Raw genomic sequence first — 22110 nt, 5'->3', positions numbered from 1 at the left:
ATTTACTCCGCCGCTTCCGCAGTCTCGCCGAGAGGGGGCATGTTGTGTCCGAGCAGGCGCAGCATGTCTGCCGCGCATTCGACGACGTTGGAGCCGGGGCCGTAGATGCCCTGAACCCCGGCCTCGCGCAGGAATTCGTAATCCTGCGGCGGGATCACGCCGCCGGCGACGACCTTGATGTCGCCCCGGCCCGCTTCGCGCAAAAGGCCGATCAGCTCGGGGATCAGGGTCTTGTGCCCCGCCGCGAGGCTGGAGGCGCCGATCGCATCGACCCCGCTTTCGAGCGCCAGGACCAGCGTTTCCTGCGGGGTCTGGAACAGCGGGCCAGAGGTGACCTCGAAGCCCATGTCGCCGAAGGCCGATGCGATGATGTTGGCGCCGCGATCGTGGCCGTCCTGCCCCATCTTGGCGACGAGCAGGCGGGGCTTGCGACCCAAGCGGCGGGTGACGGCCTCAACCCCTTCGATCACCTGCCGGTAGCGGCTGTCACCATCATAGGCCGCGCCATAGACGCCCTTCACCGGGCTGGGCTGGGTGCCGTAGCGGCCGAACACGGCCTCCATCGCGTCGGAAATCTCGCCCAGCGTGGCGCGGTGTCGCGCGGCTTCGACCGCCAGTTCGAGCAGGTTTCTGGTGCCCTCGGCGCCGTCGGTCAGGGCGGCCAGCGCGGTGCGGCACTTCGCCTCGTTGCGCCGCGAGCGGACCATGGCGAGACGCGCGATCTGGGCGTCGCGGACGACGTGGTTGTCGACTTCCAGCGTCTCGAGATGGTCCTCGCTCGCAAGGCGGTACTTGTTGACGCCGACGATGACGTCGTCGCCCTTGTCGACCCGCGCCTGGCGGGCGGCAGCGGCTTCCTCGATCATCGCCTTGGGCCAGCCTGCCGCCACGGCCTTGGCCATGCCGCCTTCGGCCTCGACCCGCTCGATGATCTCCCAAGCCTTGTCGACTAGGTTCTGGGTCAGCGCTTCGATGTAGTACGACCCGCCCAATGGGTCGACCACGTTGCACATCCCCGTTTCTTCCTGAATCACGATCTGGGTATTGCGGGCGATGCGGGCCGAGAAGTCGGTCGGCAGGGCAATTGCCTCATCCAGCGCATTGGTGTGGAGCGACTGGGTGCCGCCGAGCATGGCCGCCATCGCCTCGATCGTGGTGCGCATGACGTTGTTGTAGGGGTCCTGCTCCTGCAAGCTGACGCCCGAAGTCTGGCAGTGGGTGCGCAGCATCTTGCTGCGTTCGTCCCGCGCGCCGAGCTTGGTCATCACCCGGTGCCAGAGGACGCGCGCGGCGCGCAGCTTGGCCACTTCCATGAAGAAGTTCATGCCGATGGCGAAGAAGAAGCTCAGCCGCCCGGCGAACTTGTCGATGTCGAGACCCGAGGCCACGCCGTACTTCACGTATTCCATGCCGTCGGCGATGGTGAAGGCCAGTTCCTGCACCTGCGTCGCCCCGGCTTCCTGCATGTGGTAGCCAGAAATCGAGATCGAGTTGAACTTGGGCATCTCGCGGCTGGTGTAGCCGAAGATGTCCGAGATGATCCGCATCGAGGGTTCGGGGGGATAGATGTAGGTGTTGCGGACCATGAACTCCTTGAGGATGTCGTTCTGGATGGTCCCGTCGAGCAGCTTGCGGTCGACGCCCTGCTCCTCGCCCGCGACGATGAAGAAGGCCAGGATCGGGATCACCGCGCCGTTCATGGTCATCGAGACGGACATTTCGCCGAGCGGAATGCCGTCGAACAGGATCTTCATGTCCTCGACCGAGTCGATGGCGACGCCTGCCTTGCCGACGTCGCCGACCACGCGGGGATGGTCAGAATCATAGCCGCGATGGGTGGCAAGGTCGAAGGCCACCGACAGGCCCTTCTGCCCGGCGGCAAGGTTGCGGCGGTAGAAGGCGTTGCTCTCCTCGGCGGTGGAGAAGCCCGCATATTGCCGGATCGTCCACGGGCGGCCCGCATACATCGAGGCGCGCACCCCGCGCGTGAACGGGGCAAAGCCGGGCAGGCCCGGATCTTCGCGCACGTCCTCGGCCGTGTAGAGCGGCTTGACCGCGATCCCTTCGGGCGTGTGCCAGGTGAGGTCCTTGCCCTTCACTTCCTTGGCGGCGAGGGCCTGCCAGTCGTCAATGCCCGGGTTTTCATTGGTGGCCACGCGGCGTCTCCATGATCTCGGTGAGCACGCCGCCCATGTCCTTGGGGTGGACGAAGAAGATCGGCGTGCCATGCGCGCCGATGCGCGGCTCGCCCAGCACGCGCTTGCCCAAGGCCTCGAACGCGGCCTTGGCGGCGTGAATGTCGGGCACCTCGAAGCAGACGTGATGCTGGCCGCCTAGCGGGTTCTTCTCCAGCCACTTGCCGACCGCTGAATCGGGCGAGGTCGGCTGGAGCAGTTCGACCTGCGTGCCTGCCATACCGCCTTCGCCCGGCGTATTGACGAAGCAGACGCGCACCTGCTGGCTTTCCAGCACGAAGGGTTCGGTGATGTCGCTCGCGCCCATCACATCGCGGTAGAAGGCGATCGATGCGTCAAGATCAGGCGTGGCCACGCCGATGTGGTTCATCCGGCCCAGTTTCATCTGCCTGTCCTCAAAGCGGAATGTTGTCGTGCTTCTTCCACGGGTTCTCAAGGCTCTTGGTCCTGAGCTTGCGCAGGCCGAGCGCGATCCGGCGCCGCGTGGAATGGGGATGGATCACCTCGTCGATGAAGCCCTTGCTCGCCGCCACGAAAGGGTTGGCGAAGCGGTCTTCGTATTCGCGGGTCTTTTCCGCCTGCTCCTCGGACGAAAGCCCGCGGAAGATGATCTCGACCGCGCCCTTTGCACCCATCACCGCGATCTCGGCGGTGGGCCAGGCATAGTTGAGATCGCCGCGCAGGTGCTTGGAAGCCATGACGTCGTAGGCCCCGCCATAGGCCTTGCGGGTGATCACGGTGATCTTGGGCACGGTCGCCTCGCCATAGGCGAAGAGCAGCTTGGCGCCGTGCTTGATGATCCCGCCCAGTTCCTGCGCCGTGCCCGGAAGGAAGCCGGGCACGTCGACGAAAGTGACGATCGGGATGCTGAAGGCGTCGCAGAAGCGCACGAACCGCGCCGCCTTCTTCGAGGAGTTGATATCGAGCACCCCGGCCAGCACCATCGGCTGATTGGCGACCACGCCGATCGTGCGCCCCTCGATCCGGCCGAAACCGCAGATGATATTGCCGGCATGGCTGGGCTGGATCTCGAAGAACTCGCCCTCGTCGACCACTTTGCGGATCGCCTCGTGCATGTCGTAGGGCTGGTTGGCTGAGGCGGGGATCAGGGTGTCGAGGCTGTCCTCCAGCCGGTCCCACGGGTCCGAAGTCGGCCGTTCCGGCACGCCCGAGCGATTGGTGAGCGGCAGGTAGTCGAAGAACTCCCGCGCGGTGAGCAAGGCCTCGATGTCGTTTTCCAGCGCGAGGTCGGCCACGCTGGTCTTGGTGCTGTGCGTGACCGCACCCCCAAGCTCCTCCTGCGTGACGATCTCGTTGGTCACCGTCTTGACCACGTCGGGCCCGGTCACGAACATGTAGGAGCTGTCCTTCACCATGAAGATGAAGTCGGTCATCGCCGGGGAATAGACCGCCCCGCCAGCACAGGGCCCCATGATCAGCGACAACTGCGGCACCACGCCGGATGCCAGCACGTTGCGCTGGAAGATCTCGGCATAGCCGCCGAGCGAGGCCACGCCTTCCTGGATGCGGGCGCCGCCGCTGTCATTGAGGCCGATCACCGGCGCGCCGACCTTCATCGCCGTGTCCATGATCTTGCAGATCTTCATCGCATGGCGCTCGGAAACCGCCCCGCCGAACACGGTGAAGTCCTGGGCAAAGACATAGACCAGCCGGCCGTTGATCGTGCCCGAGCCGGTCACCACGCCGTCGCCCGGCACCACGTTGTCGGGCATGCCGAAATCGGTGCAATTGTGCTCGACGTACATGTCGACTTCCTCGAACGATCCCTCGTCGAGGAGCACTTCCAGCCGCTCCCGCGCGGTCAGCTTGCCCTTGGCGTGCTGGGCGTCGATCCGCTTCTGGCCGCCGCCCATCCGCGCCGCGGCCCGGCGCCTCTCCATCTCGGCGATATTGGCAGACATATCTTCTGCGCCCCTGATCACGGTGTCTCATGATCGCGATGCGGCAAAGCGGGCGAGCTGTCCAATGCAATTCTGCAAAGTTGCGAAGCTGAAATTTGCAAAGTATGAGCGATGCTATGGTATCGCGCCGCATCTTTGCAGGTCGTCATTTGCGCCAATTGCGGAGCGGTCGGGGCGTGCGCCAGTCGGAGATGGCCGCCACGCTGGGAATCAGCGCGGCCTATCTGTCGCAGTTGGAGAACGACGAACGCCCCCTGACCCTGCCTCTGGCCGACCGGATTCGCACAGCCTTTCCGGTTGAGTGGCAGGATGTTCCGCAGGGGTACGGCGCCCCTCTGCACCTGGCCTTGCAGGAGGCGGCGGCCAACCCGCTGCTGGGCGAGGAATTGCCAGCCGCGCAGGTGCGCCGGATCGCCGAGCAGTTTCCCGAATTCGCTGCCCAATTTGTGCAGATGGAAACCGCGCTGCGCCGGAATGTCGAGCGGCTGGAAATGCTGGACGAGGCCGTGGGCGCAGGCAACCTCGCGGGCGGACGCCTGCCGTGGGAAGAGGTGCGCGACTGGTTTCATCACGCTGGAAACTATGTTGATGTGCTGGACCGCGGGGCAGAGCAACTGGCCGCGCAAATCGCGCGCGGCGGACTTTCGCCCAGCGCGGCCGAAATGGAAGGCTGGCTGGCCGCGCGCGGGATCACGGTGGAAAGCCGGACCGGAGGGGCGCTGCGCCGGTTTGACGTGGACCGGCAGGTGTTAAGCTTGGATTCCGTTCTGCCGTCCGAAAGCCGACGGTTCCAGATCGCGTTCCTGATCGCCACCATTGCCCAGCGCGACCAGATCGCTGCCATCGCGGCCGGGGCGCCGCTGCGCACGGACGTGGCGCGGCGGTTGCTGGCGGTGGGGCTGGGCAATTATGCGGCAGGGGCCCTGACCATGCCCTATGAGGCGTTTCGCGCCATGGCGCGCGACGTACGCCACGACATCGACCGGCTGCGCTATGCATTCGGCGCCACGTTCGAGCAGACGTGCCACCGGCTTTCCACGCTGCAGCGGCCCGAGGCGCGCGGCACGCCGATGTTTTTTTGCCGGGTGGACATGGCGGGCAACATCACCAAGCGCCATTCGGCAACGCGGCTGCAATTCGCGCGTTTTGGCGGGGCCTGTCCGCTGTGGGTGGTGCACGAGGCCGTAGCCGTGCCCGACCGCATCCATGTGCAACTGGCCGAGATGCCGGACGGAGTGCGCTATGTTTCGATCGCCAAGGGCGTGGTCAAGCCGGCGGGCAGTTATAACCAGATCCCGGGGCGCTATGCGCTGGCGCTGGGCTGCGAGGCGGCTTTTGCCAAGGACTTCGTCTACGCCGACGGGCTCAACCTCGAAGGGGCGGGTAACGCCACGCCGATCGGGGCCTCGTGCCGCATCTGCGCGCGCCGTGATTGCACCCAGCGCGCCTTTCCGCCCAACGACCGCGACATCAGCGTCGACATGCTGAGCCGCAATCTCGTCCCCTATCAAATTTCGTCAGACTGAAAGGTTGGGCGGTCCGGAGGGTGGTGTCAAAAGGTGGTGTCAAAAGGACTGCACCGGATGACGGTCCGTGGGGTAGGGCGGGGCCATGCCCCGTCCTCAAAAGCCAGCCTCGCCGTTCCGCTATTTTCACTCCTCACCGGAGGTGATCCGGCTCGTGGTCATGATGTACGTTCGTTTCCCGCTGAGCCTGCGGAACGTCGAGGATCTGTTGTTCGAGCGCGGCATCGACCTGTGCCACGAGACGGTGCGGCTGTGGTGGAATCGGTTCGGGCCGCTGTTCGCTGCGGACATCCGACGCTAGCGGGTCAGCCGGATGCGAGGCTTCCGGCACTGGCGGTGGCATCTGGATGAGACCTACGTGAAGATCAACGGCGAGATGCGGTTTCTCTGGCGCGCCGTCGATCACGAGGGCGAAGTCCTGGAATCGTACGCCACTAAAAAACGAGACAAATCTGCGGCTCTGCGGTTCCTGAAGAAGACGTTGAAGCGTCATGGCAAGACCGAGACCATCGTCACCGACGGACTACGATCCTACCGAGCTGCCATGCGCGAGTTGGGAAATGAGGGGCGCCGGGAAGTCGGCCGGTATTTGAACAACCGGGTCGAGAATTCACATTTGCCGTTCCGACGACCAGAACGTGCGATGCAGCGCTTCCGGCGGATGAAGACGCTGCAGAAATTCGCTTCGGTCCACGCTTCCGTTCACAATCACTTCGCCCAGGAGCGGCATCTCGTTAGCAGAGAAGTCTACAAGCAGAGACGCTCGGCCGCCCTCGCCGAGTGGCAGTCCCTCATGAGTTGAGCGAATGCGCGGAGAGGGGGAGGCTTGACCAACGGAGAGCAGTTCGCATCCGACTGACACCTCCCGCCTGATAGAAGCTGACGTTGAAACCGCGAAGCCGCCCGGCTGGAGGGCGCTTATCGGCTCGCGCTGCAATGGTCGGCTGATGAACTCGGTGGCCGGAGGTATCGCCGATCAGGCTGGCGGCGGTACGGTGCGCGAGGGCTATACCTGTGAAGCGCCTTGTAGCGCCGCCAGCACAGTCGTCGCCTCGGTCCTCGCCAGCCAGTCCGGACTCACATCGATGAACCGGATAACGTGGTCCGGATCGATGACGATCACCGCAGGCTTTGCCATTTCATAGCTATCGGTTCCAAGCGTCGCGCCGATCCATGCCTCGCTAGGCTGAACGGAGGGCTGATCTTCCGGAAAAAACGTAAGTCCCAGTTGACGGGCAAGCCCGTAGTGAGGATCGCCATAGGTGGGGAAGCTCAGCCCCTGGCGCCCGGCCGGGCCCGGATCGACGGGAACCTGCGGACTGATCGCGGCCAGGGCGAGCCCCGCGCGGGCGAGCGGCGCGCGCAAGGTCTCGTCGTAATAGGGCAAAGCGATGTTGCACGCAGGGCAGCCGCCGAAGCGGAAATAGACCAGCGCCACCGGCCCTTTGGCCAGTAGCTGGTGGCTGGTCAGCGCCTGCCCGCTTTCGTCGATGATTTCAAAAGGGGCCAGCCGGTGCCCCGCGGCAGGCCTGCTGCTCGGATCGTCCCGCTCGACGAGCAGCCGACGCTGCGCCGCATTGGCCGCAAGCTGGTCTTGCGTCCACGTTCGCTCCCGCTCGGCCTGGAGCTGCCTAAAGCGGTGAGCCAGGGAATTTGCGGTCATCAGAGCCTCCTTCGCTGATCCTGTTCAGACGAAGGTAGGATGTGCGGTTCCCGGTGAACATCGAGATCGGTGGCGGCGCAGATAAGCAACGGTCATAAGGCGCCGGCGCGGAGCGGATCACAGTCCGGCGGCTACCTCGCGCGACAGCGCGGCGAGCCGCGCGGTCGCCCCGTCCAGCGCCGGAGCAGTCCGGACGATGCAGGAAACCTGCGGCAGGGACGGAAGCTCTTCCGCGACGACAGGCTCGGCCTGGAGGAACAGGTGGGTCCGGCAGGTAATCCCCAGTCCCGCCTGGACCGCGGCCCACATCGTGGTCAGATTGGGGGTTTCAACTGTGATGCGATAGGGACGCCCGGCGTTCTCGAGCGCGCGGATCGCCGCCTCGCGGAACCGGCACGGCGGCTCGAGCACGGCAAGCGGCAGCTCCTCACGCGCGACCAATGCCGCATCGCCATACCATGCCATCGGCGCCTGGACGACAGCGGCCGGATCGTTGGCGGCGCCAAATCCCAGCACGATGTCGAGCTGCCGCATTTCTAGCTGCGCCAAGAGCTCGGCCGTCCCGGCGATGCGGGCATAGACCTGCGCGTCGGGATGCAGTTCCGCGAACCGGGCGAGCAGGCCGGTCAGCAGCATGTCGGCAAAATCCTGCACCATGCCTATCCGCGCCGGCCCCGAAAAATCGCCCGCGGTGAGCGCCGCCACGGCCTCGTCATGCAGCGCGAGCACCCGGCGGGCATAGTCCAGCATCAGGTCGCCAGCCGGGGTCAGGGTCAGGCGGCGTCCGTCGCGGTGGAACAGCGATTGCTGCAGCAGGTCCTCCAACCGTTTGATCTGGAGGCTGAGGGCGGACTGGGTCAGGAACACCTTTTCCGATGCGTTGAGCATCGAGCCGGTGTCGACGATGGTGACGAAGCTGCGCAGCAGGTTGGTCGGCAGATTGACTGGCATGGCGCCCCGGCAATAATGTCTACTTATTTGGTAGATTTAATCGCCTGACGCACGGGAAGACAACCAACATTTTCTATCCCACGCCCCGAATGGGGTAACGCAGGCACCGATGAGCGGGGCTCATGGGTCCGGCCGGCAAACTCATTTGCGGACCAGCGGCATGGCGCGGCAGCTTCCAGCCATGTCCAGCGCTGCCCCAGACCCCGCCCCCAACCTCGCGCGCCTGCGCGGGTTCATCGTCCGCATGGCCGACCTGGTCGCCCATCACCGGCAGGAACGTGATATCCTGGCCGGAGGCAGCGACCTGCTTGCCGATCTTGTCCGCCACGATGACTGGCTTCCCGAACGCTATGCCCGCCCGCACCCCGACCGCTACCAGCAATATCTGCTGCATTGCGACAGCCGCGAGCGGTTCTGCGTGGTCAGCTTCGTCTGGGGTCCGGGACAGGCCACCCCGGTTCACGATCACCGCGTCTGGGGGCTGGTAGGCGTGCTGCGCGGGGCCGAGGAGGCGCAAGGTTTCGCGCGCGGCCCGGACGGACTGATACCCGTCGGCCCGCCACAGATCCTCGGCCCGGGAGAGGTCGACGCGGTCAGCCCGCGGATCGGTGATATCCACCGCGTCGCCAATGCCGTTCCCGACGGCACGTCGATCAGCATCCACGTCTATGGTGCCAATATCGGCGCCGTCGCACGATCTGTCCTCGACGACAGCGGCGCCGCCCACCCGTTCATTTCGGGCTATGCCGACTGCCCGCTGCCGAACCTGTGGCAGCCAGTCTGAACGCTGCCCGGCGACCCGGCGAGGCCGGAACGGCCATATAAATATCTGATATACAATGACTATCGCCAAAGGTTGAGCGAAAGTCATAACCGCTCGATCAATTCTCTATTGAATTGGTAGGGATTAATCCGATCCTGAGGTAGCACCGATTTCGTGAACGCCCAGGGGGTTACGTTGAAAGTTGAATTGAACCGTTTTGTCGCATCTTCCGCTGCTGCCCGCCGCCGCTTGTTGAGCGCCTCGGCCATCGTGCTGACGTTGGGCGCCATGGCCACCACCGCCCATGCTGCCGACGTCGCCGAGGCGGCCGAGGCAGCTGCGGCCGATGCCTCCGCAGACGCCGGGTCCGATGCCGTGACCGAGATCACCGTCACCGCCCGCTATCGCACCGAAAGCGCGCAGGCCGTGCCGATCGGGATCACCAGCCTGTCGCAGGACCAGCTGGCAGCGCAGGGCGCGGTCACCGTCAAGCAGGTGATGCAACAGCTGCCCAGCCTCAACATCCAGGGGTTCAGCGGGCGCAACCAGACCATCACCATCCGCGGCGTCGGCACCAATGCCGGCGGCACCAACGACGGGCTGGAACAGGGTGTCGGCCTCTATGTCGACGGGGTCTACCGCCCGCGTACCGGCTCGGTCATCACCGACCTGCTCGACGTGGAGAGCATCCAGCTGCTGCGCGGGCCGCAGGGCACCCTGTTCGGCAAGAACACGGTGGCCGGCGCGCTCGACATCAAGACCCGCGAGCCGACCTTCGATCCCGAAGGCCGGGGCGAGATCACCTATGGCAACTACAACCAGATCCGCGCCGCAGCCAGCCTTGATGCGCCGATCGGCGACACCCTCGCCTTCCGCGTCAGCTATCTTTACAGCCGCCGCGACGGCCTGATCCACAACACGAAATACCAGCAGGACTGGGACAACCAGGAAAACCATTCCGCCCGGATCGACGTGCTCTACAAGCCGACCGACAGCTTCAAGCTGCGCCTGATCGGCGACTACAGCATCCAGAGCGGCAACATGGGCTTCCAGAGCGTGGCCGAGGTGCTGCCGACCACGCTGGCCAACGGCACCCAGGTGCGCGGGTTCTATGCCCGTGCCGCCGACGTCGGCTATGTCCCGATCGCGATCGATCCGTTTGCCCGCAATGTCGATCTCGATTCCTCGCAATATGACGAAATGCCCAGTTGGGGCCTGCAGGCCCGCGCCGACTGGGACACCGGCCCGGCCACGCTCACTTCGATCACGGCCTATCGCAACTGGAAGTGGATCCCCAACTACGACGGTGACCAGATCGGCGCCAACGTGGTGGTCAATTCCGTGGTCGACACCGACCAGCAGCAGTTCAGCCAGGAATTCCGCCTCGCCTCGAACGGGCAGAAGACGGTCGACTATACGGCCGGGCTCTATTTCTTCTGGCAGAAGGCCGACGACAAGCAGATCCAGCTCTATGGCCGCGACGCTTCGGCCTGGCTGACGACGGCCAACACGCCGACCGCCACGGTGTCCACCCTGCCGTCGTCCGCGCTGGACGGGCTGGTCGCCTATGCCCATGTCGTGCCGCAGACCTACAGCTACGCCGCCTATGGCCAGGCGACGTGGAACATTGCGCCCGATTTCCGCATCACAGGCGGCTTGCGCTATACCTATGAGCACAAGACCGGGCTGTACGATGCCTATGCCACGGGCAATGTCGCGCCCCTATCCAGCTTCGATCCGGCGACCCAGGCCACGGTCATCGCCCGCCGCGCCGCCCTGGCGCCGACCGCCAGCTACACCGCCCAGCGCAACACCGACAACCTGTCGTGGAACCTGGTTGCCGCCTATGACCTTGGCGCCAATGTCCATACCTACGCGTCGTGGTCGCGCGGCTACAAGTCGCCCGGCATCAATCTGGTCGCACCGTCGAACGGGATCGACATCTTCGTCAAACCGGAAAAGGTCGACAATTACGAACTGGGCCTCAAAAGCCGCCTGCTGGGCGGCAAGGCGGAATTCAACCTTGCGCTGTTCTGGGCCGATGTCAGCAATTACCAGGCAAACTTCGTCAACTCGGCGGTTACCCCGGCGGTCAGCTACATCACCAATGTCGGCAACCTGCGGTCGCGCGGGGTCGAGGTAGACGCCCGGGCCACGCCGCTCCCCGGCTTCACGCTAGCCTTTGCCGGCACCTAAAACGATGCCAAATACCGGTCCTATCAAGCCGCCCCTGCGCAGTATCTCAATTCCTACCTCGGCCTGATCGACCTCAGCGGCCGGCAGGCATCGGGCGCGCCCAAATGGGCGCTGACCGGCAGCGCGGAATATGTCCATTCCGCCGGCCGGGCCGAGGTCTATCTCGGCGGCGACGTCAGCTACCGCTCGGACTTCTATGCCGCGGTCAACCTCGATCCGTTCTCGCGGGTGCCGGGCTATGCGCTGGTCGGCCTGCACGGCGGGGTGCGCAGCGCCGACAACCGCTGGGACGTGTCGCTCTGGGTCCGGAACCTGCTCGACAAGGACTATTACAACACCCGCTCGGTCAGCAGCGCCTACGGCGTAGTGCTCGCCGCGCTTGGCGACCCGCGCCTGTTCGGCGTCACCCTCAAGGGCCGGATCTGATGCGCCGCGCCCTCTCCATCATCCCCCACCGTCCCACCCCCCCTGAAGGAGCAGCGTCATGACCAAGCGGACCCTGAAACTCGGCCTCGTCCCCACCGGCGTCGGCGGCCCCGGCCACGGCAATCGCTGGCTCGACCCGCAGGTCCCGGCCGATGCCAGCGTCGATATCGACTGGTACATCGACGTGGTCCGGCAGGCCGAAGCGGCCAAGTTCGACTTTGTCTTCATCGTCGACAGCCAGTTCATCACCCCGGATTCGCCGCCGCACTATCTCAACCGGCTGGAGCCGTTCACCCTGCTTTCGGCCCTCGCTGTGACCACGGCGCGCATCGGCCTGGTCGGTACGGCCACCACCTCGTTCAACGCGCCGTTCAACCTGGCGCGGCGGTTCGCCTCGCTCGACCTGATCAGCCATGGCCGGGCCGGCTGGAACGTGGTGACCAGCGGCGATGCCGGGACCGCGGGCAATTATGGCCTGGACGAACACTTCGACTATGACACCCGCTATGGCCGCGCGGCCGAATATCTCGAGGTCGTGCGCGGATTGTGGCGCTCCTATGAGGATGGCGCGCTGGTGCGCAACCGCGAGACCGGCCAGTTCCTCGATCCGGCCAAGCTCCATGCGCTCAACCATCAGGGCAAGTACCTGTCGGTCACCGGACCGCTCAACATCCAGCGCTCGCCGCAGGGCGAACCGGTAATCTTCCAGGCCGGCGATTCCGAACAGGGTCGCGATCTCGGCGCCCGCACCGCCGACGCGATCTTCACCCACGCCGCCCGGATCGAGGATGCCCAGGCCTTCTATCAGGACATCGCCCGCCGCGCCGAAGGCTTTGGCCGCAATGCCGACGAGGTGCTGATCCTGCCCGGCGTCAGCATCTTCGTCGGCGACACCGACGAACAGGCGCGCGAGATCGAACAGGAGCACAACCGGCGAGACAACAATTTCGAGCTGAGCCTGGCCGAATTCGGCCGCGCCTTTGGCTGGCACGATTTCCGCCAGTACGACCTCGATGCCCCGTTCCCGGCCCAGGCGCTCGAACATGCCCGGCGCAGCTTCTTCACCCAGGCCAGCCGCATTACCCGCCTCGCGCTCGACCAGGGCCTGACCCTGCGCCAGACGGTCGAAGCCGCCAGCCTCACCCGCAAGAGCCCGTTCGTCGGCAGCGCGGAAACGGTGGCGAACGAAATCATCCGCTGGTTCGAAGGGCGCGCGCTGGACGGGATCAACCTGATGCTCGGCCATCCCGACCAGTTCGCCCGCTTCACCCGCGAAGTCGTGCCGATCCTGCAGGCGCGCGGGGTCTATCGCACCGACTACGAGGACAGCACCCTGCGCGGCCACCTCGGCCTGCCCAAGCCGGAAAATGTCCGAACCCCGGCCGAATCCGCGCCGCAGGACGACGGCGTCCGCCCGGCACTGGTCGCCTGAACGGATCGGACAGGACAGGACCGGCCATGATCCCGACGAGACCGCGCCCGCCATTGCTGGCCCTCGCACTCGGTGCGCTGCTGCTGGTGGCAGGCTGCGGCTCGTCGGATCAGGCGGCGAAGGACCGCGTGCGCTGGGCCTTCACGATGCCCACCTCGTGGGACCCGGTGACCAGCCGCACCGGGGCCGACATCAACACCATCAGCCTGGCCTATGCCTCGCTCACCCGGCTGAACCAGGCGGGCGAGCCGGAGCCGGCGCTGGCCCAAAGCTGGACCTACAGCAAGGACGGCACGGCCCTCACTTTCACCCTGCGCCCGGGCCTGCGCTTCAGCGACGACAGCCCGCTCGACGCCGCCGCAGTCAAGGCCTTCCTCGATCGCGGCAAGGCGCAGAAGGACAGCTTCCTCAAGGCCGAATTGCAGGGGATCGATCGCGTCACCACCGATGGCCCGCTGCGCCTGACCCTGCATCTGGCCCGCCCGGACTATCAGCTGCCCTATGTGCTGGCGGGCCGGGTCGGCGCGGTCACCAGCCCGGGCGCGGCGCGCGATCCCAAGCGGCTGGCGCTGTGGCCGGTCGGCGCAGGGCCGTTCCGGATGATCGAGTTCACGCCCGAATCCCATGCCTATTTCGAAAAGAACCCGAACTACTGGGACGCGGCCAACATCCACATCCGGCGGATGGAGCTGACCAATTCGCCCGATCCCTCCACGCTGGTCGCGGCCCTGTTGTCGGGTTCCATCGACGTTGCCACCCGCATTCCCGCCCACAAGGTGAAGGAAGCGCGCGAACGCGGGCTGACCGTGGTGATCGCCCCCTCGCTGAACGCGGCAAACGTCTCGATCAACCGCAACAAGCCGCCGTTCAACGATCCCCGCGTGGTCGAGGCACTGCGCTATGCGTTTGACCGGCGCGAATTCGTCCAGATCGTGACCGACGGGATCGGCGCGCCAACCCACCAGCCCTTTCCACCCGGTTACTTCGCCTTCGATCCGCAGACCGAAACGCGCTGGTCCTATGACCCGGCCCGCGCCCGCGCCCTGTTGCGCGCGGCGGGTTATGGCCCCGGCCAGCTCTCGCTCGAAATCGCGGCCAACCCGCAGACCGCCGATGGCGGGGCCGAAATTGCCCAGGCCCAGCTGGTCCGGATCGGGATCAAGGCCCGCATCCGCGTCATCCCGCCCGGTTCGTCCAGCTGGCAAAGCGAGGTCTATGTCGCCAAGCGTCCGCAGCTCGCGGTGGACGGCACGATCGGGCGCGAGAGCCCGGTGCAGAACCTGCTGGCCACCTATGGCCCGGCCGGGATCATGAACCTCAGCGGACCCTATGCCGCGCCGGAATTCCTCGCGGCGGTGGAACGGGTGCGCCGCACCCCCACCGACGATCCGGCCTACAAGGCCCGCCTGCACGAGGCCGTGCGCATCGCCGTGGCCCAGTCGCCCAGCGACTATCTGTACAGCGCGCCATGGATCGTCGCGGCGCGCAGCCGGGTCAAACACCTCAACCTGCTGCCCTCGCAGGTCCGTTGGGAAGGAGTGCGCGTCGAATGAGCACCGTGGCCGTCCAACCGTCTTCTGCCGTGGCGCCTCCCGCGCCGGTCCGCCGGCCGCGCAAGGCCTCGCGCTGGCAGGTCCTGCGCTCGCTCGCGCTGATCGTGGTGCCAGTGTTCGTGGCGGCCACGCTGATCACGTTCCTGCTGGGTCAGGCCAGCGGGCTGGACCCGGCCGCCGGCGTCGCCGGCGATGCCGCCAGCCCTGAGATGGTGGCACGGATCCGCCATGATTTCGGCCTCGATCGCCCGGTGGCGATCCAGTACCTCGCATGGATGGCGGGCCTGGCCCGGGGGGATTTCGGCGTGTCGTGGTTCAACGGCGTGCCGGTGGCGCACCTGATCGCCCAGCGCCTGCCGATCAGCCTGTCTGTGGCCGGCGCCGCGCTGGTGATCGGGGTGGTGCTGGGCAGCGTGCTGGGCATTGCCGCCGCGGTCCGCCGCGGGTCCTGGCTTGACCGGGGGGTGACCGCCTTTGCCTCGCTCGCCTCCGCCCTGCCGCCGTTCGTGGTCGCGATCGTGCTGATCCTGGTGTTCAGCCTGTGGCTCAACCTGCTGCCCGCGGCCGGATACATCCCTTTTTCCGAGGACCCCGCCGGATGGCTGCGGATCATCGCCATCCCGGCCGCCGCGCTCAGCGTCGACATCGTCGCCGACCTGTCGCGCCAGCTGCGCACCGGGCTCGTCACCGCGCTTTCGGAAAACTATGTCACGGGGGCCGTGGTGCGCGGGCTTTCGCCGCGCCGCATCCTGTTCGTCCACGTCCTGCGCAATGGCGCGGGACCAGCCCTGTCGGTGCTGGCCCTGAGGGTGCCCATGTTGATCGGCGGGGCCGTGGTTACCGAAACCATCTTCACCATGCCCGGCATCGGCAAGATGGCTGCCGATTCCGCCCTGCGCGGCGACGTGCCTGTGGTTCAGGGCACGCTGGTCGTCTCGATCCTGATCGTGCTGGCCTGCAATCTGGTCATCAACCTGCTGCTGGGCCTGCTGCAACCCGCCACCCGGCGAAAGGACTGACCCCATGTTCAAACGCCTGATCGCCAGCCGTTCGGCCCGCCCGGCATTGGCCATCCTCGCGGTGGTGGCCCTGCTGGTCGCACTTGGCCCCCTGCTGACCCCGCAGGACCCGCTGGCGCAAAATCCCTATGCCCTGCTCGAAGGGCCGAGCGCACGGCACTGGCTCGGCACCGATGCCTTCGGTCGCGACGTGCTGAGCCGGCTGCTGGCGGGATCGCCGGTGTCGATCCTGGCAAGCCTGCTGTCGGTGGCGATCGGGCTGGTCTTGGGCGTGGTCCCGGGGCTGCTGTCGGTCTTCCTCAGCCGCACCTTCGAATGGATCAGCCTGCGCCTGGTCGATGCGCTGATGACCCTGCCGTTCCTCGTCTTTGCCGTCGCGATGACCGCCATGCTCGGCAATGGCCTTGGCCAGGCGATGTTCGCGGTGGGGATCCTGATCACCCCGGTGTTCTACCGCGTCGGCCGGGCGGCGGCGCTGGCCGTGGTCAATGCCGAATATGTCGAGGCCGCGCGGCTGATGGGCGCCTCAACGGCCTTCATCATCCGCCGCCACGTCCTGGCCAAGGTCCTGCCCGCCGTGGCGGTGACCACCGCTGCGATGACCGGAGCCTGCCTGTCGATCGTCGCTTCGCTGACCTTCCTCGGCATCGGCGTGGTCCCGCCCGAACCGACCTGGGGCGGCCTGCTCGCGACCGACCTGACCACGCTTTACGAGCGTCCCTATGGCCCCTTCGCGCCGGGCCTGCTGATCGTGGCCACGGTTTGGGCGATGAACGCCCTGGCCGACGCGCTGCGCGACCTTACCGCCCCGCCGCAGGAGCACTGGGCATGAACATCGCCGGCAACATCGTGGAATTCACCGGTCGGACCGCTGCCCTCCGGCCCCGACCCGCCCCATCCCTGCCGCCGCTGCTGTCGTTGCGCTGCCTGACCATCGCCGATGCCGGCGGCCAGACCCTGGTCGACGACGTGGGCTTCGATGTCCCGCGCGGCGGCACCATCGGCATCGTCGGCGAATCCGGCAGCGGCAAGTCGCTGACCTGCCGCGCCATCCTCAACCTGCTGCCGCCCGGGCTGAGGGTGGCGTCTGGCTCGATCCGCTATGGCGACCATGACCTGACCCGGCTCGACCGGCGCGGCTGGCAGGCCCTGCGTGGGGTGGACCTCGCCGCCGTGTTCCAGGACCCGGCGTCCTATCTCAATCCGTCGATCCCGGTCGGCAAGCAACTGGCCGAGGCCCTGCGCGCGGTATCCGGCCTCAACTCTCGCGCCGCGCACCAGCGCGCGCTGGCCCTGCTGCGCCGGGTCGGGCTGGCCGATGCCGAGGGGGTGTTCAACCTCTATCCGTTCGAACTGTCGGGCGGCATGGCCCAGCGGGTGCTGATCGCCATCGCCATCAGCGCCAATCCGCAACTGCTGATCGCGGACGAAGCGACAACCGCGCTCGACGTGACGGTGCAGGCCGAGGTGCTGGCCCTGCTGGATGAATTGCGCCGCGAACAGGGGCTGACCCTGATCCTGGTCTCACACGATCTCGCCGTGGTGGCGCAGGTCTGCGATCATGTGATCGTGATGCAGGGCGGCCGGATCGTCGAAGCCGGGACGACCGCACAGGTCCTGCGCAGCCCGGCCCATGCCTATACCCGCAGCCTGGTGGACAACCACGCCCGCTATTCGATCGACGCGGTGGGCCAGTCCCTTCCGCCAGCGCCCGATCCGGCCGCCGCACCTGCCCCGCGCCCCCTGCTGGAAATTACCAACCTGCGCGCCGCCTATGGCAACCGCGCCGTGCTGGATGGCATCGACCTCACCGTGCAGCGGGGCGAGATCCTCGGCCTGATCGGGGAAACCGGCTGCGGCAAGACCACTGTGCTTCGCGCGATCCTGGGGGTGGTTGCCCCGGAAACCGGGACCATCCACTTCAACGGACAGGACATTTCGGCCCTGCGCGGCCGAGAACTGCGCCGCTTTCGCCAGTCCAGCCAGATCCAGCACGCCTTTCAGGACCCGCTGCGCAGCCTCGACCCCGACCTCACCGTGGCCGGGTCCATCGGCGAAGGGCTGGATATCCGCGGCGGGATCGGCGCGGCGGAGCGGGCCGAACGGGTGGCCACAGCGCTGGCGGCCGTCGGTCTGGACCCGGCCCTTTCCGTCCGCCTCCCGCGTGACCTGTCGGGTGGCCAGCGGCAGCGCGTGATCATCGCCCGCGCGCTGGCGATGGATCCCGCGATCCTTCTGCTGGACGAACCGGTCAGCGCGCTGGACGCGGTCAACCGCATCCACGTGCTCGAACTGATGCGGCGGATGGCGGACGAACGCGGCGTCGCCCAGGTCTTCATCTCGCACGATCTTGGCTCCATCGCCGGCATCACCGACCGGGTCGCCGTGCTGCACGAAGGCCGGATCGTGGAAAGCGGCCCTACCGCCGACATCATCGCCAACCCCGCCCATCCCTATACCCGCCGGCTGGTGCAATCGGTGCTGCGGCTGGAGGACGGCGCGGTCAGCCGGCCAAGTCCTGCTGAACAGAACCCGCCCGTCCCGCCGCAACGCGCCGCCATCCCCGGAGAAAATTGATGTCACGCCAGAAACTCAAGCTCGGTGCCGTGCTGATTGGCGTCGGGTCCGGCTCCGAAAAGGAACTGTGGCGCGATCCCGCCGTACCGCTGGACGCCAGCGTCAACATCGACTGGTATGTGCAACAGGCGCGCGAGGCGGAAGACGCCCGGTTCGATTTCGTCTTCATCGTCGACAGCCAGTACATCACGCCGGATTTTCCCAACCACCACCTGAATCGGCTGGAGCCATTGACCCTGCTGTCGGCGGTGGCGGCCCACACCCGCTCGATCGGGCTGGTGGCAACGATCAGCACCACCTACAGCGAACCGTTCGACATTGCCCGGCGGCTGGCCTCGCTCGACCTGATCAGCCAGGGCCGCGCCGGGTGGAACATCGTGACCAGCCAGGATCCCGGAACCGCCGGCCATTTCAGCCGCACCGCCCACGGCAGCTATGGCGACCGCTATCGCCGCGCGGGCGAGGCGGTGGAGGTGGTCAAGGGCCTGTGGCAATCCTATGAGGACGGCGCCTTTGCCCGGGACCGCGATGCCCGCCGCTTTCTCGATCCGGACCGGCTGCACCGGCTGGATCACCATGGCGAATTCTTCTCGGTCACCGGCCCGCTCAACATCCAGCGTTCGCCGCAGGGGCAGCCGCCGCTGGTGCAGGCCGGCACCTCGGCGCAGGGCCGCGATCTCAGCGCGCGGGCGGCCGACCTGGTGTTCAGCTTTGCCCGCTCGCAGGAAGAAGCGCTGGACCTGGCGCGGGACGTGCGCGCCCGTGCGGTCGAATATGGCCGCGATCCCGCGCAACTCCTGTTCGTGCCCGCGCTGGGCGTCACCATCGGCGATACTGACGCCGATGCCCGCCGGATCGAGGAGGAACGGCTGGGCGCCGGCGATCTGCAGGCCGCGCTGAGCATGCTTTCGCGCCAGTTCGGCGGGTACGATTTTTCCGGCCATGCGCTCGACGCGCCGTTCCCGGATGTGCCCGCCCCGGCCGAAGCCGCCGGGATCACCCGCTTTCATGACGAAATCGCGGTGGTCCGCCGGCGGGGCGGCACCCTGCGCGAGGTGATCGACCGGCAACGCACATCGTGGCTGCGGTTGGTCGGTTCGCCTGCCACCGTGGCCCGGGAGATCGCCGCATGGTACGCCTCGGGCGCGGCCGATGGCTTCAACCTGTTCGTCCAGCACCCGGCAGACTGGGCGCGGTTCCGCGCCGAGGTCGTGCCCCTGCTGGTGGCCCAGGGCCTGTTCCGCGACCGGTATGAGGCCGAAACCCTGCGCGGCAACCTCGGCCTGCCGATCCCGGCGAATGTCCACGCCCGGGAGCCAGCATAGCGCCGCACTCCCGGTATGCCCCCCGCTGTTCAGATGACGAAAAAGCCGTGGGTGCCGTCGCGCTCCAGCTGGGCCACCAAGCCATATTCCCAGTCGAGATAGGCCTGCATGGCTGTCTGCTGATGGTCGGTCCCTTCGTAGGGACGGCGATAGCGCCCCTCTGGCCCGCGCGGTGGCGGGGCGCCATCGGGTCCGGTTTCCACGGCGGCAGACGCGCCTTCGTCGAGAACGAAGACCTGCCAGCCCATCTGGGCGAGCCACGATGCGGTCATGTCGGCGCGCGGGCCGACAGGGTCCCACAGCACGATCCGCGCGCCGCGCACCGGCGCGAAATGGTCCGCCTCCTGCACCAGCTGTCCGCCGGGCGCACTGCGGAAACCAGGGAGGTGCCCGACAACGAATTCGTCCGGCTGGCGCACGTCGAAACGGTAAACCGTGCGCGCCGCATCGCGCAGCAAGGCGTCCAGTTCCGCTTGGCCGATCCGCTTCACCCCGGCCCGGTAGGCAACGGCGCGGGCTTCTTGCCGTGCCGCGTCCTGCACCGCGGGCTCCACCGGAGGCGGCTTGCGCTGCTGGCCCCGTTCCAGCGCCTGTCCGGCCAGGGTCCAGCCGATCGTGCCGTTGCGCAAGGCATGAACCTGGTTGGGCAGGCCGGCGTTGATCAGCGACTGGGCGCCGATGATGCTCCTGGTCCGCCCGGCGCAGTTGACGATGATCGTGGTATCGGGATTGGGCGCCACGGCGCGGGCTTTCAGCACCAGTTCGGCGCCCGGCACGCTCGTGCTCGTCGGGATGGTCATCACCTGGTACTCGTCGAAGCGCCGGGCATCGAGGATCTCGATATCGGCCTTTTGGCGGATCAGCGCCTGGACTTCCTCGGCAGGCAGCGACGGTGTGTGCCGACGATGCTCGACCAGCTCGCCAAAGGCCTTGGCATAGCTGTTGACGTCCTCGAACAGCTCCAACCCGGCGTCCCGCCAGACCTGCAGGCCTCCGTCGAGCACGGCGACTTCGGTAAAGCCCAGGTCTGCCAGAATCTCGGCCGCACGCAGCGCCAATCCTTCTCCGGCATCATAGACCACGACCGGCACGTCGCGGCGGGGCAGGCGCCAAGGCGCTTCGGCAGCGATCCGATCGACCGGTATCTGTGCGGCGAACAGCGGGTGCCCACGGGCAAAGGCATCTTCATCCCGGACGTCAATGAGGGCAATTTCCTGCGCCAGCAGCAGGCGGCTGCGCACCTCCCGGACTGACGCAACGGCAGAATTCAAGCCTACAGGCATTTCCAGTTGACCTCGCAAATTGGCACCACCGCGTTGATCTGATCATCGAAAATCGAATGGTCCAATGAGATTTTTCACCCGTCTTATTGTCACCATAAATGGGTTTTTCGTGAAGCCGTCCTCGACCGGGTTAGGTCTGGCGAAGCTTGTTGTCAGGTGTCTCGCTAAGGGAACATCTGTTTTCCCAAGCATCGTGTAATTGGCTCCTCGCCCGCGTCGAGGAGCCAAGGATTAGATTTCAGGGCTCTGTCAAAGCAACTGCACCGGCTAGCGAATGGGGCAGGGGTATGCCTCGCCCTCGAAAACCAGCTTCGCCGTTCCGGTATTTCCACTCCTCGCCGGAGGTGATCCGGCTCGTGGTCATGATGTATGTTCGGTTCCCGCTGAGCTTGCGGAACGTCGAGGATTTGCTTTTCGAGCGCGGCATCGATCTGTGCCACGAGACGGTGCGGTTGTGGTGGAATCGGTTCGGGCCGCTGTTCGCTGCGGACATCCGGCGCCAGCGGGTCAGCCGGATGCGGGGCTTCCGCCACTGGAAATGGAACCTCGACGAGGTCAACGTGAAGATCAACGGCAAGATGCGGTATCTCTGGCGCGCCGTCGATCACGAGGGCGAAATCCTGGAAAGCTATGTCACGAAGAAACGGGACAAAGCCGCGGCCTTGCGATTCATGAAGAAGGCGCTGAAGCGCCATGGTCGGGCCGAGACGATTGTTACCGATGGTCTCAAGTCCTATTCCGCTGCTATGCGCGCACTGGGCAACGGGCACCGCCAGAAGGTCGGTCGCCACGCCAACAATCGCGCGGAGAATTCACACCTGCCGTTCCGACGACGAGAGCGGGCGATGCTCCGGTTCCGACGCATGAAGTCGCTCCAGAAATTCGCTTCGGTCCACGCCTCGGTTCACAATCATTTTGCTCAGGAACGCCACCTCGTCAGCAGGGAAGTCTACAAGCAGAGACGCTCGGCGGCCCTCGCCGAGTGGCAGTCCCTCATGACCTGAGCTGCAGCGCGGAGAAGGGGAGGTCTGACCAACGGAGACGAGTTCGCATCCGACTGACAGCTCCTCTCCTGGACATCGCGCAGGCTCGTGGTGAAACGGAAGTAGAGCCAGACCGCCAGCCGGATCGTTTCGGGCAGGAAGCGGTGGCGCTTGAAGGAAATGGCTTGCATCGGCTGTCTCATGGCGGAGACGAGTTAGCATTAGACTGACAGCACCCAACTGACACTACCCCTGGAGAATGTTTTTTGCGAGCCAAGTCCGGCGGTCACTCCGCA

At 66.3% G+C, this 22110-nt stretch carries 17 protein-coding genes and 1 pseudogene; 12 read left to right on the top strand and 6 right to left on the bottom strand.

Features of this window, described 5'->3' with window-relative positions; translation table 11 throughout:
* Positions 1-2: 2 nt before the first annotated feature.
* From scpA to H7F51_RS14210, 3 genes are read right to left on the bottom strand one after another with little or no spacing between them, the layout of a single operon-like run.
* Entirely contained in the window at positions 3-2228 is a 2226-nt protein-coding gene (scpA, locus tag H7F51_RS14220; protein ID WP_425491030.1) for a methylmalonyl-CoA mutase, read from the bottom strand.
* On the bottom strand, positions 2143-2580 hold the full coding sequence (gene mce, locus H7F51_RS14215) for a methylmalonyl-CoA epimerase (protein WP_185664975.1): 438 nt from the start codon (positions 2578-2580) through the stop codon (positions 2143-2145). Before mce ends, scpA begins: the two co-directional genes overlap by 86 nt.
* Positions 2581-2590: 10 nt before the next feature.
* Entirely contained in the window at positions 2591-4117 is a 1527-nt protein-coding gene (locus tag H7F51_RS14210; RefSeq protein ID WP_185664974.1) for an acyl-CoA carboxylase subunit beta, read from the bottom strand.
* A gap of 116 nt (positions 4118-4233) precedes the next feature.
* On the opposite strand from H7F51_RS14210, the gene H7F51_RS14205 reads away from it, so the two are divergent.
* Together H7F51_RS14205 and H7F51_RS14200 are read left to right on the top strand one after the other, a co-directional pair.
* Positions 4234-5643 carry a helix-turn-helix domain-containing protein gene (locus tag H7F51_RS14205; RefSeq protein WP_185664973.1) on the top strand — a complete coding sequence of 470 codons (1410 nt, stop codon included), beginning with the start codon at positions 4234-4236 and terminating at the stop codon, positions 5641-5643.
* An 85-nt stretch (positions 5644-5728) separates the two neighbouring features.
* Positions 5729-6445 (top strand): annotated as a pseudogene (locus H7F51_RS14200) (IS6 family transposase).
* Positions 6446-6649: 204 nt separating this feature from the next.
* Here the strand turns inward: H7F51_RS14200 and H7F51_RS14195 are convergent.
* Together H7F51_RS14195 and H7F51_RS14190 are read right to left on the bottom strand one after the other, a co-directional pair.
* A complete protein-coding gene (locus H7F51_RS14195) occupies positions 6650-7306 on the bottom strand; it encodes a redoxin domain-containing protein (protein WP_185664972.1) in 657 nt (218 codons plus the stop codon).
* A gap of 117 nt (positions 7307-7423) precedes the next feature.
* Positions 7424-8257, bottom strand: coding sequence for a LysR substrate-binding domain-containing protein (locus tag H7F51_RS14190; protein WP_185664971.1), 834 nt, complete (start codon positions 8255-8257; stop codon positions 7424-7426).
* A 181-nt stretch (positions 8258-8438) separates the two neighbouring features.
* Here H7F51_RS14190 and H7F51_RS14185 point away from each other — a divergent pair, with 181 nt between their 5' ends.
* From H7F51_RS14185 to H7F51_RS14145, 9 genes are all read left to right on the top strand, one after another.
* Positions 8439-9041 carry a cysteine dioxygenase family protein gene (locus H7F51_RS14185; protein WP_221774154.1) on the top strand — a complete coding sequence of 201 codons (603 nt, stop codon included), beginning with the start codon at positions 8439-8441 and terminating at the stop codon, positions 9039-9041.
* A 186-nt stretch (positions 9042-9227) separates the two neighbouring features.
* Positions 9228-11216, top strand: a complete 1989-nt coding sequence (locus H7F51_RS14180) for a TonB-dependent receptor domain-containing protein (protein WP_185664969.1) — start codon at positions 9228-9230, stop codon at positions 11214-11216.
* Between the two features lie 228 nt (positions 11217-11444).
* The gene (locus tag H7F51_RS18915; RefSeq protein ID WP_343061296.1) at positions 11445-11642 is read left to right on the top strand and encodes a hypothetical protein; all 198 of its coding nucleotides are present in this window, start codon (positions 11445-11447) and stop codon (positions 11640-11642) included.
* Positions 11643-11700: 58 nt separating this feature from the next.
* A complete protein-coding gene (locus H7F51_RS14170) occupies positions 11701-13074 on the top strand; it encodes an LLM class flavin-dependent oxidoreductase (protein WP_185664968.1) in 1374 nt (457 codons plus the stop codon).
* A gap of 26 nt (positions 13075-13100) precedes the next feature.
* The gene (locus tag H7F51_RS14165; RefSeq protein ID WP_185664967.1) at positions 13101-14627 is read left to right on the top strand and encodes an ABC transporter substrate-binding protein; all 1527 of its coding nucleotides are present in this window, start codon (positions 13101-13103) and stop codon (positions 14625-14627) included.
* Positions 14624-15646 (top strand): ABC transporter permease, encoded by a 1023-nt coding sequence (locus tag H7F51_RS14160; protein WP_185664966.1) that lies wholly within the window; start codon positions 14624-14626, stop codon positions 15644-15646. The genes H7F51_RS14165 and H7F51_RS14160 overlap by 4 nt, the downstream gene beginning before the upstream one ends.
* A gap of 4 nt (positions 15647-15650) precedes the next feature.
* Entirely contained in the window at positions 15651-16478 is an 828-nt protein-coding gene (locus H7F51_RS14155; protein WP_185664965.1) for an ABC transporter permease, read from the top strand.
* Positions 16475-18223 carry a nickel ABC transporter ATP-binding protein NikE gene (gene nikE, locus H7F51_RS14150; protein WP_185664964.1) on the top strand — a complete coding sequence of 583 codons (1749 nt, stop codon included), beginning with the start codon at positions 16475-16477 and terminating at the stop codon, positions 18221-18223. Before H7F51_RS14155 ends, nikE begins: the two co-directional genes overlap by 4 nt.
* Positions 18223-19548 (top strand): NtaA/DmoA family FMN-dependent monooxygenase, encoded by a 1326-nt coding sequence (locus H7F51_RS14145; RefSeq protein ID WP_185664963.1) that lies wholly within the window; start codon positions 18223-18225, stop codon positions 19546-19548. Before nikE ends, H7F51_RS14145 begins: the two co-directional genes overlap by 1 nt.
* Before the next feature lie 29 nt (positions 19549-19577).
* On the opposite strand, the gene H7F51_RS14140 is transcribed toward H7F51_RS14145, so the two are convergent.
* Entirely contained in the window at positions 19578-20819 is a 1242-nt protein-coding gene (locus H7F51_RS14140) for a rhodanese-like domain-containing protein (protein WP_246448470.1), read from the bottom strand.
* A gap of 299 nt (positions 20820-21118) precedes the next feature.
* Between H7F51_RS14140 and H7F51_RS14135 the strand changes: the two genes are divergently transcribed.
* Positions 21119-21835, top strand: coding sequence for an IS6 family transposase (locus H7F51_RS14135; RefSeq protein WP_185664961.1), 717 nt, complete (start codon positions 21119-21121; stop codon positions 21833-21835).
* Positions 21836-22110 lie beyond the last annotated feature (275 nt).

Origin of the sequence: Novosphingobium flavum (assembly GCF_014230315.1) — a bacterium.
In the GTDB taxonomy this organism is placed as follows: Bacteria; Pseudomonadota; Alphaproteobacteria; order Sphingomonadales; family Sphingomonadaceae; genus Novosphingobium; species Novosphingobium flavum.
The sequence above is the reverse complement of the archived record's forward strand: the minus strand, read 5'-3'. Positions and strand labels throughout refer to the sequence as shown.